This window comes from Methylobacterium fujisawaense (genome assembly GCF_014138435.1).
Classification (GTDB): Bacteria; Pseudomonadota; Alphaproteobacteria; order Rhizobiales; family Beijerinckiaceae; genus Methylobacterium; species Methylobacterium fujisawaense.
Genome location: NZ_JACJIM010000012.1, coordinates 21,441 through 35,818 on the forward strand (window position 1 = coordinate 21,441; position 14,378 = coordinate 35,818).

A 14,378-nucleotide genomic window follows, 5' to 3' on the forward strand; every position below is an offset into this window, starting at 1 on the left:
AGCTCCCATGACAGCGCATACCGACCAGACCGAAGTGGAACCCAGCCCCGAGGCGGCCCGCCCCCCCGCGCCCCCCGATCTCGACTATCGCCTGCGCCAGCAGGCGATCCTGTCCGAGTTCGGCGTCGAGGCTTTGCGCGGCACCGATGTCGACCACCTGCTGCAGCGGGCTGCGGAGCTGTGCGCGCAGGGCATGGGCGCCGAGTTCTGCAAGGCCCTGGAGTACCAGCGCGGCGCCGACACCCTGCTGGTCCGGGCCGGTGTCGGCTGGGGGCCCGACGTGATCGGGCAGGCCCGGATCGGGGCGGACCTCGCCTCCCCGGCGGGCTTCGCCCTCAAGACCGGGCGGCCGGTGATCTCGAACCACCTCGCCGACGAGACCCGGTTCCGGACGCCGCAGCTCATGGCCGATCACGGCATCCGCCGGGCGATCAACGTGCTGATCGAGAACCGGGACGGCGCCTTCGGGGTGCTGGAGGTGGACGACACCCGGGAGGGCATGTTCGAGGAGGCCGACATCGCCTTCATGCAGGGCTTCGCCAACCTGCTCGGCGGCGCCATCGAGCGCCAGCGCACCGAGAGCCTGCTGCGGGCCGCCCTCGCCCGGCAGGACCTGCTCGCCCGCGAGATGAGCCACCGGGTCAAGAACAGCCTCGCCATCGTGGCGAGCCTGCTCGCCCTCCAGGCCCGGGCCGCCGAAGACCCGGCCGTGCAGATGGCCCTGGCGGATGCGCGCAGCCGCGTCGAGGCGATCGCGAGCGTCCACGACCAGCTCTGGCGGCAAGGTGACAAGGACGGCGACAAGGCGGCGGGCGAAGGGGAGGGGGTCCCGGGCGAACTCGACCTCGCGCCCTTCCTGGAGAAGCTGGTGGCCAACCTCGCCAGCGGCGTGCCGGGCCAGCGGCTCGCCTGCACGGCCTGCCCGCAGCGGATCTCGGCCGACCGGGCGATACCCATCGGCCTCTTGGTCAACGAACTCGTCACCAACGCGCTCAAATACGCCTATCCGCCCGAGACGCACCCGGGAGGCGGCGAGATCCGGATCCGCGCCGAGCGCCAGCCCGGGAGCCTCGTGGTCGAGGTCGCCGATGACGGGATCGGGCTGCCGGCGGAATTCGAGATCGGACGCAACTCGAAGAGCCTCGGCATGCGGGTGGTCGGCAGCCTCACGCGCCAGCTCGGCGGCAGCCTGACGATCCCGGCCCGGGGGAAGGGCGCCTGCTTCCGCCTGGAGGTGCCGCTGGACGGCTGAGCGCGGCGCCCGGCCGGGGCCGGGACGGGAGAAGGGCCCTGCCCCGTCGCGACCGGGGGCGACGGGCTCGGCGAGACAGAGCGCGAGACAGAGCGGATGCAGTGACCGGGATCAGGATGACGGGGGCGCCCCTCGCCGAACGGCTCCATGCCTTTCGGAGCCTCGGGGACAATTGCGAGTTCGGCTTCGTGCAGCGCTACGGGGGGGTCGAGCCCTCCGGCCTGCTGCGCTTCTCCTACACGCCGATGGCGGACCTGATCCGCGGCCTGCGCTGCGGCTTCGCGGATTTCGGCGTGCCGGGCGACCTGCGGCTCTCCGTGAGCGCGGGCGGCACCTACTATTGTCACAGCCTGGCCTACAACATCTGGGCGAATACCGGACATCCGGCCGGCTCGATCGCGCCGGAGGTGCTGCTGGAGCGGGAATACGGCCGGCTGGCCCATCTCAAGCGCAAGATGCTGGACGACCTCGCCGACGGCTCGAAGATCCTGGTGCGCAAGGTCGGCCGCGACGAGCCCGAGGCCGACTTCGCCCGCTTGGCCGAGGCGGTCTGGGCGCATGGACCCTCGACGCTGCTGCGCGTGACCGAGGCCGGGCCGGACTGGGCTCCCGAGCCGGCCCGGCGCGTCGCCGACCGCCTGATCGCGGGACGGGTCCGCCGCTTCGCGCCGGCGGAGCAGGCCTGGGAGGTCGACCTCGAACCCTGGATGCACCTCGTGGACAGCACCTACGCGCTGGAGCGCGGCGCGGCGCCGAGCCGCCTCGACGCCGCCGCCTTCCCGGAGGCGCTGCCGCTGCCGGGCCGCCTGCGCCGGCATGTCGGCCGGCACCGGGCAAGGGCGCTCAGCGCCTACACCCGGGCGGTGGATCCCGCCGGCTTTCGCGCCGATGCGGTCCACGTGTTCTCGAGCTGGGTGTGGATTCCGGAGGAGTTTGCCGGGGACCGCATCTTCGCGGCGGCCGGCTATGCGCGGCTGGGCTGGCGCGACGCCGACCTGTCGCGGCGGCGGTGCTGGCAGCGCGTCTGGGCCGCGGGTCGGCTGCGGCCCGACGCGACGCGGGAGCCCGTCGGGCTCGGGATGATCGGCACGTGGCGGGACGGATTCTGGTCCGCCGGGGCGCGCTTCGCCGAGGGGCCGATCCCCGGGGATGAGCCCGCGCCGGACCTGCGGATGCCGCCGTTCCGGTTTCCGGGCCAGGATCTCCTCGGACGGCTGCGGCCGCGGTTCCGATAGACCGCCGGGCCCCCGGATCCGGGCTCAGCTTTCGCTTCCGAGAGCGCGGAGGAGGGTGCCGAGGTAGCGTCGTCGGTCCCGCCTCCGGCCCGATGCGCGTGGCCGCCGGGGCGGAGGCCGAGCCCTGGATGCGGGCGGGGATCGGAGACGATCGGGCCGCCCGCGCAGGGAGCCGGTCCCGGGATACCGGTTCGATTCCGGCCGATCCGATACGGCTGCACCATTGCCCGGGCGCGCCCCGCCCGTAAACCGCGCTCCCTCGCACAGAACGGGAGATTCCGGATGCGCAGCAGATCGATGATGACCCTGGGCGGCAGCGTCCTCGCCCTCGCCCTCGCCGGCCCGGCCTGCGCCGACGACACCCCGACCACGGCGGGTGCGGTCGATCGGCTCAAGGGCCTGACCAACGAGGCGATCGGAAGCGCGAAGCGCGGGGTCGGCAACCTGACGGAGGACGAGGCCCTCAAGGCGGAGGGCCGTGCGCAGAAGCTCCGTGGACAGGCCGAGCAGGGGCGGGGCAGGGCCAAGGACGTCCGCGAGAACGCCCTCGACCAATAGGGATGCGGCGGGCCCCGGCCGCGCCGGGCGGCCGGGGCCCGCTCCCGTCGGGGCAGAAGCGGGAGGAGCCTACGGGCAGGGATGGCGCAGGCCGTCATAGCCCAGGTAGGTCCCGGAGGCCGGGTCGTAGGAGGCGTAGCGGGCGGCGCAGGACGCCGAGCCGCGCACGACGACCGGGGCGGCGTAGACGGGTGCGGGCGCCCCGTAGACGGCCACGGGCCGCGCCGCGGCGTTGGCCGCCGCCGAGCCGATCACCGCGCCGGCGGTGAAGCCGAGCAGGCCGGCCCCCACGGCGGCCCCCACGCCGGGACCGCGGCGGTCGCCGTAGCCCCAGCGGCCGTACCCGCCGCGGTGCCAGCCTCCCCAACCGGCATGGTGCCAGCCGCCACGGAACTGAGCGTACGCGGTGGGAAGGGCGCCGGCCCGGAGGGCCTCAACCGCCTGTCCGGATGCGGCCTGAACGGGGGCAGCGAGACCCGCCAGCACGGCCAGGGTGGCGACGCCGGTCACGATCCTCATCGGTTCTCTCCATTCTCCAGAGGGGTGGAAATACCCGCATCAGGCATTCACGAAGCCCAGAAACAATGGATCCGCAGGACCGTTCCAGTCGTGAGAAAGATCATTTTTGTCGCACCAGACGGGTCTGAAACAATCCGATACGAACAAGAGCGACGCGGGCGCGGCGTCTGGCCTCCCTCATCCCTGCCGTTGGCGTTCGGTGCGGGGATCCGCATCAGCCTCGTCTTTCAGCACGGCGCAGCTGACCACCGCCCGGGGGCGCGAATACAGGATCCGGCATCGGGCTGCTTGGACCAGCGCACCTCGGGCGATCCCGTCGACGGCATGGCACCGCACGGCACCGCACGGCACCGCGGGCGCCCGCGGCGATGCGGCGGACAATCGTGCCGCGGGGAGGGGGCCCGAACAGCCCTCCCCGGGTGATCGCCCGGCCCGTCCCGCTGGCCGGTGCGCGGCCTCGGTGCGGCTCTGAAGTCGGACCGGTCAGGCGTCAGGGCGGTCGGCAGACGCACGGAACGCAGGGGCCGGTGCGCGGACGGTGAGAGAAACCGGCACGCGCCGCGGGCACCGTTGCTCAAATGTTCCGCAAAATTCCGCTTTTTGTTCCACGGCCCGCCTGAGACCAGCCATCGCTCTGGTGATATCCAGAGTTCGCATAAGATATATTATGGAACATAAGCGTCATCCTCGCTCGGGCGAGGGGGCTTGGCTCGGCTTCCGGCCCGGTTTGGCGCTCAGGTTCGGCGTGTCGAGCGGACCGGTTCGTAACCGGGATCCTGGCCGGCTCTGTGGCCGGCGCCGGCGGCGCGACCGGGACCGATGCCGGGACGGCGCGCCGGGCGAGGGCCGTTCGAGCGCCCTCCCCGGTCCCGCCCCTCGGACGGCCTCCGGACCCGTCGGGGCCGTTGCGGCGCGCCGATGGCGGCGAAGCGATCATCCGGAGACGGCGTCAGCCGGCGGGACCGGGCGTCCGGCGCTCGCCCAGGATCCGGCCTTCGCGGGTGCGACACTCGATCTGCTCCGATACGCGGCCCGGTCGGACACGGACGGCGGCCGGCCGCGCCAGGCTCCCGGCGCCCTCCAGGAAGCCCGCGGCGGTCATCGGCGCGTCGCGCCCGCCGCCGAGACCCCGCCACCAGGACACCGCCTTCTCCCGCTCGTAGCCGCTGCGCTCCGGCCGCAGGCGCACGCGCCAGCCGGCCTCGGCGGCGCCGTCCCGCCAGCCGAGCACGAGGTCGAGTCCGTCCGGCGCGGCTTCCAGGTTCAGGGTCGTGACCGGATGCCAGGCGGCCCCGGACCCGCCGGTCTCCGGCGCGGGGGCAGGGCCGGCCGGTTCGGGATCCGGCAATCCGGGATCCGCCGAGAGGATCGCCAGCTCGTCATCGGCCGCGGCCTCGTGCGGGGCCTCGGCGTCCGCGTCCACCTCCGGCTCGGTCCAGCAGGCCTCGCAGGTGGAGGCGTTCAGCGCGATCAGGGCGCCGCAGCCGGGGCAGGGCTTGGCGCGCGGGGCCCCTGCCCCGCTCAGGCCCTGGGTGGCGCTCCGGACCGTCACGGCGTCCACGGGACCGTGCATCCGCACCAGCCCGGCATAATCGAGGATCAGCGCGTCGGCCTTGCCGGGGGCGCAGCGCAGCGCCCGGCCGACCTGCTGCACGTAGAGCCCGGTGCTGCGGGTCGGGCGCAGCAGCGCCACCAGATCGACCTCGGGGACATTGAAGCCGGTGCCGAGCACGCCCACCGAGGTCAGGCAGCGGATCTGCCCGGCCCGGAACGCCGCCACGATCCGGTCGCGCTCCCGGCGCGGGGTCTCGCCCGAGACGCTCTCGCAGGCATACCCTTCCGCCCGTACGGCGTCGCGGACGGCGTCCGCATGGGCGAGGCCGGCGCAGAAGGCGAGCCAGGCCCGGCGGGAACCTCCGTATTCCGCGAGTTCGGCGACCGCCGCGCGGGTGATCCAGTCGCGGTTGACCGCCGCCTCCAGCTCGCCCGGGATGTAGTCGCCTCCCCGCCGGCCGACGCCGGAGACGTCGAACTGGGTCAGCGTCGCCTTGGAGACGAGGGGCGCCAGGAAGCCGCGCCGGATCAGCGTGAACGTGTCGGCCTCGTAGGCGATGCCGGAGAACAGCCGGTGCTCGCCCGCGTCGAGGCGGCCCGAATCGAGCCGGTAGGGGGTCGCGGTGAAGCCCGCCACCCGCAGCCCGGGGGTCATCGCCCGCAGGCCCGCCAGGAACCGGCCGTAGCGGGTGTCGGCGGCGCGGGGGATCAGGTGGGCCTCGTCGACGATCACGAGGTCGCGGGGCCCCACCGCGTCGAGCCGGTCGGCCACCGACTGGATGCCGCAGACCAGCACCTGCGCGTCGGCCTCCCGCCGCCCGAGCCCGGCGGAGAAGATCCCGGCCGGCGCCTCCGGCCAGGCGCGGCTCAGTTCCGAGAAATTCTGGGCGACGAGTTCGCGGCTGTGGGTGACGATCGCCACCCGGGCGAGGGGGTCTTGCTCCAGGGTCTCCCGGGCGAGGGCCGCGATGACCAGCGCCTTGCCGGCCCCGGTGGGCAGCACGATCAGGTGGCCGGGCGCCGCATCGTCCGCCCCTCCCCGCGCCCAGGCGGCCGAGAGCGCGTCGAGGCTGGCGCGCTGATAGTCCCGCAGGCGCAGCATGGCGGCGGTCTAAGCGGGTTTGCCGGTCCTGTCCGTGGCGGCGCGGTCACGGCGCAGCAGGTAGATGTCCATGATCCAGCCGTGGCGGTCCCGGGCCTCCGCCCGGACCCGGCGGATCGCGTCGCCCGTATCGCCCAGCCGGCCGGAGAGCAGGATCTCGTCCGGGCCGCCGAGATAGGCGCCCCAGTAGATCGTCAGGTCCGGGTCGAGATGGCCGAAGGCCGGGTCGCCGTCGAGCATCACCACGACGCTCTCGGCGTCCGCCGGCCAGCCCGCCGCGAGGCGGCGGCCCGTGGTGATCAGCACCGACCCGCCGATGCCGTTCAGCGGCACGCCGTGACGGGCGGCGAGCACCTGCACGCTCGTCAGGCCGGAGATCACCGTCCGGGTGACGGCGACGCGCCCGCGGTCGGCGATGCGGTCGAGGATGCGGAGCACGCTGTCGTAGAGGGCCGGGTCCCCCCAGGCCAGGATCGCCCCCACCTCCCCCGGCCGGAGATGCGCGGCGAAGGCCGCCTCCAAGCGCTCGGCCCGGGCCGCGTGCCAGGCCGCGACGGTGCCGCCGTAATCGGCCGGGCGGCGCTCCCGGGGCGGGTCCTCCACGGTGACGACCCGATGGGGCTTGGCGATATGGGCCGCGCAGATCCGGCGGCGGATCTCGACGAGGTCGGCGGTCTCGGCGCGCTTGTCGAGGACGAACACCGCGTCGACGTCGGCAAGCGCCCGCACCGCCTGGAGGGTCAGGTGCTCGGGGTCGCCCGTGCCGATGCCGATGACCCGGATCTGCCTGTCCTGCATGCCGTCCGTCCTCCGCCGGGGCGGGGGAGGGCCGGCGCCGGCCTCCCCTACAAGCGCGCGTCGGCTTTGGCGAGGATCGCCCGGGCGATGGTCAGGTCCTGCAGGGCGATGCCGGAGGAGTCGAACACGGTGATCGCCTCCGGATCGGTCCGGCCCCCCTCCCCGGTCCGGAGCACGTCGCCGAGGGCCCGCAGGCCGGCGGAAGCCCCCGCGGAGGCGTGCTGGAATTCCCCGATGGTGCGCGACTGCTCCGGCAGGTCGCAGAACAGCTGCGCCCGCTCCAGCAGGGCCGGGGGCAGTTCCTGCTTGCCCTTCGCGTCCGCCCCCATGGCGGCGACATGCGTGCCGGGGCGGACCCAGTCGGCCTCGAACAGCGGCGCGCGGGCCGGCGTCGCCGTGACGATCACGTCGGCGGCCGCGCAGGCCTCCCGGGGCGCGGCCGCCCGCACGGCGATCCCCGAGGCCCCCTGCCCCGCCAGGCGCTCGGCGAAGCCCGCGACCTTGGTGGCGTCCCGGGCGACCACCAGCACCGTCCGGATCGGCAGGATCCGGGCGAGCGCCGCGCACTCGAACTCCGCCTGGTTCCCCGCCCCGAAAACGGCGAGCACCGCCGAATCCGGCCGGGCGAGGACGCTGGCCGCCACCGCGTCGGCGGCGGCGGTCCGGTAGGCATTGACGCGGCCCGCCTCGATCACCGTGTCGACCCGGCCGACATCCTGGTCGAACAGCAGGATCACCGAATTGTGCCGCGGCAGGCCCCGGTCCGGATTGCCCGGCCAGAACGAGCCGACCTTCAGGCCGGCATAGTCGGCCGTCGAGCCCGACTTGATCGAGAACCGGTTGGTCGGCTCCGAGCCGTGCCCGAGCACCGCCGGGAACAGGGTGGTGCCCGGGGCGACCGCGGCGATCAGCGCCTCCCGGGCCGCCTCGAACGCCATGGCGTGGTCGACCAGGGCCGCGGAGTCCTCTTCCGAGATGAAGCGCATGGATTCGAAGACCTCCAGAGTCCGGGTTTCAAAAGGGCGTGCCCTTTCGCGGGTGCAGGGCGGCGCCCTGCGGTCGGGGACGCCCGAGCGTCGGGGCGCCGCCCCGATACCCCGCCGAAGGGCTTCAGCCCTTCGGAATCCCCTACAGGGTCATGCCGCGGGCGGTGACCGGCCAGACGGCCTCGACCCGGCCGTTCCGCACGCCCACGTACCAGTCGTAGACGTTGACCGTCGGGTCGCAATGGCCGGGGATCAGCTTCAGGCGCTCGTTGAGCTTGAGCACGTTGCCGGGATCGCTGATCACCCCGTGCTCGTCCGAGCACTTGATGTACGCCACGTCGTCGCGGCCGAACACCACCGGCAGGCCGCTGTCGATGCTCTGCGCCTTCAGGCCGGCATCGCAGATGGCCACATCCGCCTTCGCCTTGCTCATGATCGCCGTGACGATGAACAGGCTGTTCTCGAATTCCGCGATCGGCCGGCCGTCCGCGTCCTTCACCCGCTGGTAGTCCGCGTCCATGAAGACGTAGGAGCCGCATTGCAGCTCGTTGTAGACGCCGCTGCCGCCCTCCAGGGCGAAGCTGCCGGTGCCGGCCCCCGCGACGATATCGCAGGCGAGCCCCTCGGCCTTCAGAAGGTCGACGGTGCGCCTGGTCTCGTCGATCGCCGTCTGGATCAGGGCCTTGCGCTCGCCGTAGTCGCGCACGTGCTGCGCCTTGCCCTGATAGGCCTGCAGACCCGCGAAGCGCAGGCCCGGCGCCTTCGCGATCGCCCTGGCGATCACCAAGGCGGGCTCGCCCGGGGCGACGCCGCAGCGGCCGGCGCCGACATCGATCTCCACGAGGCATTCGAGGGTGACGCCATACTGGACGGACGCCGCCGAGAGATCGTCGACATTGCCGAGGTCGTCGACGCAGACCAGCACCCGCGCCCGTTTGGCGAGCGCCGCCAAGCGCTCGATCTTCTTCGGCGCCACCACCTGGTTGGAGACCAGCACGTCGCGGATGCCGGCGCTCACCAGCGCCTCGGCCTCGCTGACCTTCTGGCAGCAGACGCCGCAGGCCCCGCCCCGCTCGATCTGCACAGTCGCGATGTCGGAGGATTTGTGCGTCTTGGCGTGGGCCCGGTGGCGCAGGCCGTGCTCCTTCATGAAGCGGCCGAGCGTGTCGACGTTGCGCTCGAAGGCGTCGAGATCGACCATCAGGCAGGGGGTGTCGATCTCCTCGACCGGCATGCCGACGCAGGCGGGAATGTTGTTGCGCATGGTCCGTCTCCTCCGGATCGGGGTGTCTTGGTCGGGATGTCTTGGTCAGCGGGCCTGGGTCACGGGGCGAGGCCCAGAAGCTCGGCGATGCGCGGCGTCGCCTTGATGCCCGTGCCGGTGAGCACCACCACGGTGGTCTCCCCGGGCCGGATCGCGCCGCTTGCGGTGAGGTCGGAGAGCGCCGCCGCCGCCATGGCGCAGGTCGGCTCGACGTAGAGGCCGGTGCGGGCGAGCTCCATCAGGGCCGCCTCGATGGCCGCCTCGGAGACCGCCACGGTGCCGCCGCCGGACCGGCGGAGCGCCGCCAAGACCTCGCGGCCGCGCACCGGCTGGGCGATCGAGGCGCCCTCGGCCAGCGTCGGGCGCGGGGTCACCGGCACGAAATCGTCGGCGCCCGCCGCGAACCCGGCATGGAGCGGCGCGCAATGGGCCGGCTGGACCGCGTAGAGCCGCGGCAGGCGGGCGATCTCCCCCCGGCGCAGCAGCTCCGAGAAGCCGATGTCGCAGCCGAGGATGTTGCTGCCCGCGCCGCAGGGGATGATGACGGCGTCGGGCGCGGAGAAGCCCAGATCCTCCCACAGCTCGTAGGCCAGCGTCTTGGTGCCCTGGAGGAAATGGGCCTGCCAGTTGTGGCTGGCGTAGAAGATCTCCTCCGCCTGCCGCACGGCGGCGTCGGCGGTGTCCTGGCGGGTGCCGGGCACCAGCTCGACCGCGGCGCCGGCGGCGCGCATCTGCACGGTCTTGGCCGGCGAGGTCGAGGCCGGGACCAGGATCTTGGCCCGCATCCCGGCGGCGGCCGCGTAGGTCGCCACCGCGGCGCCGCCGTTGCCGGAGGAATCCTCCAGCACCGCGTCGATCCCCTGCTGGCGCAGGATCGACAGCATCACGGACGCGCCCCGGTCCTTGAAGCTGCCCGAGGGCGCGAACCATTCGAGCTTGAAATGGGCGTGGCCGCCCCGCCAGGGCCGGTGCACCAGCGGGGTGCAGCCCTCCCCGAGGGAGACCGGGTCGGAGACCGCCACCGGCAGGGCGGCGGCGTAGCGCCAGAGGGAGCGCTTGGCCGTGTCGATCTCCCCGCGTCCGATCCCCGGCAGGTCCGTGATCATCAGCGGACCGCCCGTCTCCGAGCGCCAGCGGGGCGTCTCGATCGGGTAGGTCGCGCCGGTGGCGGGGTCGAGATAGGCGGCAGATGGAGGCATCGCGGCTCGGTTTCCGGGGCGGTTCGGGAAGATAATACAAAATAATCTTGGTCGGCGCGCCTCCCTTCTCGCGGAGACGACGCCGGGCCGAGGCGGGCGGGGCCCGCCTCGTCAGGGCTCCGCCCCGACAACCCGCCAAAGGGCTTCAAGCCCTTTGGAAACCCGGGCCTCTCAGGCCGCGAGCGGCAGGATCGTCCGCTCCGGGGCGTGCTCGGCGGCGATCGCTCCGGCGACGATCTCGGCGGTGGCCCCCGAGAGGGTCCAGCCGAGATGGCCGTGGCCGGTGTTGTAGAAGACCCCGGGCCGGCGGCCGCGACCGACCTTGGGCAGCATGTTCGGCAGCATCGGGCGCAGGCCGCTCCAGGCCACCACCCGGTCGGTGTCGACCAGCGGGAACTGCTCGCGGGTCCAGTCGACCAGCGGCTGGATCCGGTCGTGGCGGATGTCGCGGTTGAAGCCGTTGAACTCGGCGGTGCCGGCGACCCGCAGGCGCTCGTCGCCGAGCCGGCTCGTCACGATCTTGGCCGCCTCGTCGAGGATGCTCACCTCGGGGGCCGCCTTCTGGGCCTCCGGAGTCAGCAGGTTCACGGTGATCGAGTAGCCCTTCACCGGGTAGACGTTGACCCGGTCGCCGAGCATCGCGGCGAAATGCCGGCTGGCGCAGCCCGCACAGATCACCACCGCGTCGGCCTGCAGAACCTGCGTGTCCCCGGCAGGATGGCCCGCAGCGCGCCAGCCGATGTCATAGCCCCCCTCCCCCGGCGCGATCGTCTCGACGCTGGCGTCCTGGACGAAGCGGACACCCCTGCGGGCGCAGGCGGAGGCGAGCCCCCGGGTGAATTTGTGGATGTCGCCGGTGGCGTCGGAGGGCGTGAAGAAGCCCCCGTGATAGGTCCCGGCCAGCGTCGGCTCGATCGCCCGGATCTCCTCCGGAGTCACGGCGTAGCGCTCGAGGCCGCCCTCCCGCAGCAGGGCGTTGACTCCGGTCGCCTTCTCGAAGCTCGCCCGGTCCCGGTAGAAATGCAGGATGCCGCGGGTCTTCAGGTCGAAGTCGATCCCCTCGGCCTCGGCCATGGCGAACAGCGCCTCCCGGGCCTTCAGGGCCAGCCGCACGGTCTCCACGGTGTTCTCGCGGTAATGGGCGATCTCGCGGACGAACGCGGCCATCCAGGACAGCTTGTGCCAGGAGGGCTTGGGATTCATCAGCAGCGGCGCGTCCCGGCGCATCATCCAGCGCAGGCCCTGCATCACCGTGGAGAGCTTGTTCCAGACCTCGGCGTTGCAGGCCGAGAGCTGGCCGCCATTGGCGAAGGAGGTCTCCATGGCGGCGTAGCGCTGCCGGTCGAGGACGGTGACGCGGTAGCCGCGCTGGGCGAGCGCATAGGCGGTCGTCACGCCGGTGATGCCGGCGCCGATCACGGCGATGTGGGTCATGGGCTTGGACTCCGGGACGTGGACGCGTGGAGGCCGCCTCAAGCGGTCGGCCGGTTGCGCGCCCCATCTGTCCCGGTGCCTGAGAGCTTGATCCGTCCCGCCCTGGCGCGGCGAAGTACGGACGTCCCCTTCGGCGGGTGCCCACGGGTTCCCCCGCTGCACCTCTCTCCAGATCGCCCTGACGACACGGTTCCGGTGCCTGAGAGTTTCCGGGGCGGTTGCTCCGTCGGCGCCGGGTCCCCTCTGCTGGGAAGATCCCGGTCTCTCCCGCATCGTCACGATGGGCTGTCCCTGGATACGCCGATCGGCCGCAGGGGAGAAGCCCGCCCGTCCCGCCGGCGGCCGATTTCACCGACAGCCGCTGCGCGTTGTCACCGCCACCCACGCTCTCCGCCGGAGCGATCCCGGCCGCCGCCGGTTGACGCTGGATTCTCCGGGAGACACCCCGATGCTGACCAGGACCGCGATCTACGAGGGCAGGGTGCGCGACGCCCGGGAAGAGGAATTCTTCCGCCGGGTCCGGGACGAGCTGGAGCCGTTCTGGCGGCGATTCCCGGGCGTCACCGCCGTGCGGATCCAGCGCGTGGTCTCGAAGGACGCCGACGCGCGGCCGATCGCCATGATCCTGGAGATGGACTTCCCCGATCAGGCGGCGCTGGATGCCTGCCTCGCCTCTCCGATCCGCCCGGAATCGCACGCCGCCACCGAGGCGGTGATGGAGATGTTCGACGGCCGCTTCTACCATCTGGTCAGCACCGGGCGCACCATGTCGCTGGTGGATTAGGACCCGGCCTCGGAAGGTCAATCTCCGCTCGAACGCAACGGCAAGTTTACCGCATATAAACCTATACTGACATATTATAATAGCCTGAAGATAAAATCTCAGGCCTGAACATCAGTTGATCCAGCACTCTTTAAGGGTCTCGGCGCAGGTTCCGTCCGAGCGACACCCTTCTTGTTCAGGCGGACGGCGCGATGGCGAAATGGATTCCTGGCGCGGCCGTCTTCGGCCTCCTGTGCCTGATGATCATCCCGGCTCCCGGGATCTGGGGCGTCCTGATCGGGGCCGCCTGCGTGCTGGCCATCGTCGGCAGCCTGTGCATGCTCGCCCTCGATCGGGTGGCGAGCGCCATCCTCGTCTGGCGCTCGCGGATGCGGGCGCGACGCCCGAGCCGGAGCCGGAGCCGGGTGGTCCATGCCGGCTCCAGGATGACCCGGAAGGTCTGAGCCTCCGGCGGGGCGCCGGGGGCTGGATTCCCCGCGGCATCGGTGCAAGGTCCCGGCGCCGCGACCACGGCGCCTAAGACCAACCGGGACGGTCCGATGAAGCTCCTCTACTCCCCCGCCTCGCCCTATGCCCGCAAGGTGCTGGTCCTCGCCCACGAGACGGGACTGATCGACCGGATCGCCGTCACCGTCGCCGGGGCCTCGCCGACCGGGCCCTCCGCGGAGGTCGCCGCCCACAATCCGCTGGGCAAGATTCCCGCCCTGGTCCTGGAGGACGGCACCGCCCTCTACGACAGCCGGGTGATCTGCGAGTATCTCGACGGCCTCTCGTCCGGGCCGCGCCTGTTCCCCGAAGGCGCCGCCCGCTGGGACGCGCTGACCCGGCAGGCGCTGGCCGACGGGCTGCTCGATGCCGCGCTGCTCGCCCGCTACGAGCGCGTGCTCCGCCCCGAGCCCCAGCGCTGGGACGCCTGGGAGGCCGGCCAGATCGGCAAGATCCGCGCGGCGCTGGACCGGTTCGAGAGCCTGGTCGGCGGGATGCCGGCACTGGATATCGGCACGGTCGCGATGGCCTGCGGGCTCGGCTACCTGGACCTGCGCTTTCCCGATCTCACGTGGCGGGAGGGCCGTCCGGCGGTCGCGGCCTGGTACGCGCAGTTCGAGCGTCGGCCCTCCATGGCGGCCACCGTGCCGAAGGGCTGAGCTCCCGCCGCGCCGGGCCCCGCTACGGCCGGGCCCGGTCCGCGATCGCGTAGGGATGGGTCGAGCCGAGGGGATCGGCGAGGAAGTCCTGGACCGTCCCGGCGCCCGTGCCGAAGGTGATGAGCAGGAAGCCGCCCGCCAGGGCGAAGTTCTTCAAAAAATCCCAGAACAGCGCGCGGCCCTTGCCCCCCGCCCAGAAATCCCCCGGCACCCAGAACTGCTTCCACAGCAGCGCCGTCACCCCGCAATAGCCGGCGAGCACGAAGGCGGCGGCCCGGTCGGCGACCCCGGTCAGGATGCAGAGCGACATCCCGATCTCGACGCCGAGCCCGATCAGGATCAGCACCGTTGCGAACGCCGTGGCGTGCACGGCCTCCCGCGCCTGCCCGACCGCGCCCCGGAAGTTCAGGATCTTGTCGAGGGCGCTGAACGGCAGGAACAGCAGCACGAGGAGCAGGCGGACGCTGAACGCGATTGCGACGCTGAGGCTGGCCATGCGCTGAACGGTCTCCCGATCCGGCCCGGTTCGGGCCGCCGATCCAAGGCGC

14 protein-coding genes and 2 riboswitches are annotated in these 14,378 nt (G+C 72.6%); of the genes, 6 read left to right on the forward strand and 8 right to left on the reverse strand.

Translation table 11 applies throughout. The features are described from left to right. The first annotated feature begins 7 nt into the window (after window positions 1–7). The 3 genes from GGQ91_RS26975 (at window position 8) to GGQ91_RS26985 (ending at window position 3,045) form a co-directional block, all read left to right on the forward strand. Complete coding sequence (locus GGQ91_RS26975) at window positions 8–1,252, forward strand: sensor histidine kinase (protein WP_043345408.1); 1,245 nt, start codon at window positions 8–10, stop codon at window positions 1,250–1,252. Between the two features lie 116 nt (window positions 1,253–1,368). Next, window positions 1,369–2,487 (forward strand): hypothetical protein, encoded by a 1,119-nt coding sequence (locus GGQ91_RS26980; protein ID WP_083683397.1) that lies wholly within the window; start codon window positions 1,369–1,371, stop codon window positions 2,485–2,487. 282 nt (window positions 2,488–2,769) lie between these two features. Then, complete coding sequence (locus GGQ91_RS26985) at window positions 2,770–3,045, forward strand: CsbD family protein (protein WP_236961471.1); 276 nt, start codon at window positions 2,770–2,772, stop codon at window positions 3,043–3,045. A 69-nt stretch (window positions 3,046–3,114) separates the two neighbouring features. Here GGQ91_RS26985 and GGQ91_RS26990 read toward each other — a convergent pair whose 3' ends face one another. From GGQ91_RS26990 to GGQ91_RS27020, 7 genes are all read right to left on the reverse strand, one after another. Then, window positions 3,115–3,564 carry a BA14K family protein gene (locus tag GGQ91_RS26990; protein ID WP_075380026.1) on the reverse strand — a complete coding sequence of 150 codons (450 nt, stop codon included), beginning with the start codon at window positions 3,562–3,564 and terminating at the stop codon, window positions 3,115–3,117. A gap of 949 nt (window positions 3,565–4,513) precedes the next feature. Beyond that, window positions 4,514–6,220 carry a DEAD/DEAH box helicase gene (locus GGQ91_RS26995; protein ID WP_182593234.1) on the reverse strand — a complete coding sequence of 569 codons (1,707 nt, stop codon included), beginning with the start codon at window positions 6,218–6,220 and terminating at the stop codon, window positions 4,514–4,516. 9 nt (window positions 6,221–6,229) lie between these two features. Continuing rightward, complete coding sequence (cobF, locus tag GGQ91_RS27000; RefSeq protein ID WP_182593235.1) at window positions 6,230–7,018, reverse strand: precorrin-6A synthase (deacetylating); 789 nt, start codon at window positions 7,016–7,018, stop codon at window positions 6,230–6,232. 47 nt (window positions 7,019–7,065) lie between these two features. Next, the gene (locus GGQ91_RS27005) at window positions 7,066–8,004 is read right to left on the reverse strand and encodes an ornithine cyclodeaminase family protein (RefSeq protein ID WP_182593236.1); all 939 of its coding nucleotides are present in this window, start codon (window positions 8,002–8,004) and stop codon (window positions 7,066–7,068) included. A 142-nt stretch (window positions 8,005–8,146) separates the two neighbouring features. Next, window positions 8,147–9,268: a DSD1 family PLP-dependent enzyme gene (locus GGQ91_RS27010; RefSeq protein WP_043385946.1), complete on the reverse strand. Its 1,122-nt coding sequence runs from the start codon at window positions 9,266–9,268 to the stop codon at window positions 8,147–8,149. A 59-nt stretch (window positions 9,269–9,327) separates the two neighbouring features. Beyond that, window positions 9,328–10,467 carry a threonine synthase gene (locus GGQ91_RS27015; protein WP_043385943.1) on the reverse strand — a complete coding sequence of 380 codons (1,140 nt, stop codon included), beginning with the start codon at window positions 10,465–10,467 and terminating at the stop codon, window positions 9,328–9,330. A gap of 171 nt (window positions 10,468–10,638) precedes the next feature. After that, complete coding sequence (locus GGQ91_RS27020; protein WP_043385940.1) at window positions 10,639–11,901, reverse strand: D-amino acid dehydrogenase; 1,263 nt, start codon at window positions 11,899–11,901, stop codon at window positions 10,639–10,641. A 65-nt stretch (window positions 11,902–11,966) separates the two neighbouring features. Further along, window positions 11,967–12,075: riboswitch (glycine riboswitch) on the reverse strand. A gap of 3 nt (window positions 12,076–12,078) precedes the next feature. Then, window positions 12,079–12,181: riboswitch (glycine riboswitch) on the reverse strand. Between the two features lie 168 nt (window positions 12,182–12,349). Between GGQ91_RS27020 and GGQ91_RS27025 the strand changes: the two genes are divergently transcribed. The 3 genes from GGQ91_RS27025 (at window position 12,350) to GGQ91_RS27035 (ending at window position 13,830) form a co-directional block, all read left to right on the forward strand. Beyond that, a complete protein-coding gene (locus GGQ91_RS27025; protein WP_043345389.1) occupies window positions 12,350–12,685 on the forward strand; it encodes a hypothetical protein in 336 nt (111 codons plus the stop codon). A gap of 191 nt (window positions 12,686–12,876) precedes the next feature. Next, on the forward strand, window positions 12,877–13,128 hold the full coding sequence (locus tag GGQ91_RS27030) for a hypothetical protein (RefSeq protein ID WP_182593237.1): 252 nt from the start codon (window positions 12,877–12,879) through the stop codon (window positions 13,126–13,128). 96 nt (window positions 13,129–13,224) lie between these two features. Next, the gene (locus GGQ91_RS27035; RefSeq protein WP_182593238.1) at window positions 13,225–13,830 is read left to right on the forward strand and encodes a glutathione S-transferase; all 606 of its coding nucleotides are present in this window, start codon (window positions 13,225–13,227) and stop codon (window positions 13,828–13,830) included. A gap of 22 nt (window positions 13,831–13,852) precedes the next feature. Here the strand turns inward: GGQ91_RS27035 and GGQ91_RS27040 are convergent, their stop codons facing one another. Continuing rightward, entirely contained in the window at window positions 13,853–14,326 is a 474-nt protein-coding gene (locus tag GGQ91_RS27040; protein ID WP_053610478.1) for a DoxX family membrane protein, read from the reverse strand. Window positions 14,327–14,378 lie beyond the last annotated feature (52 nt).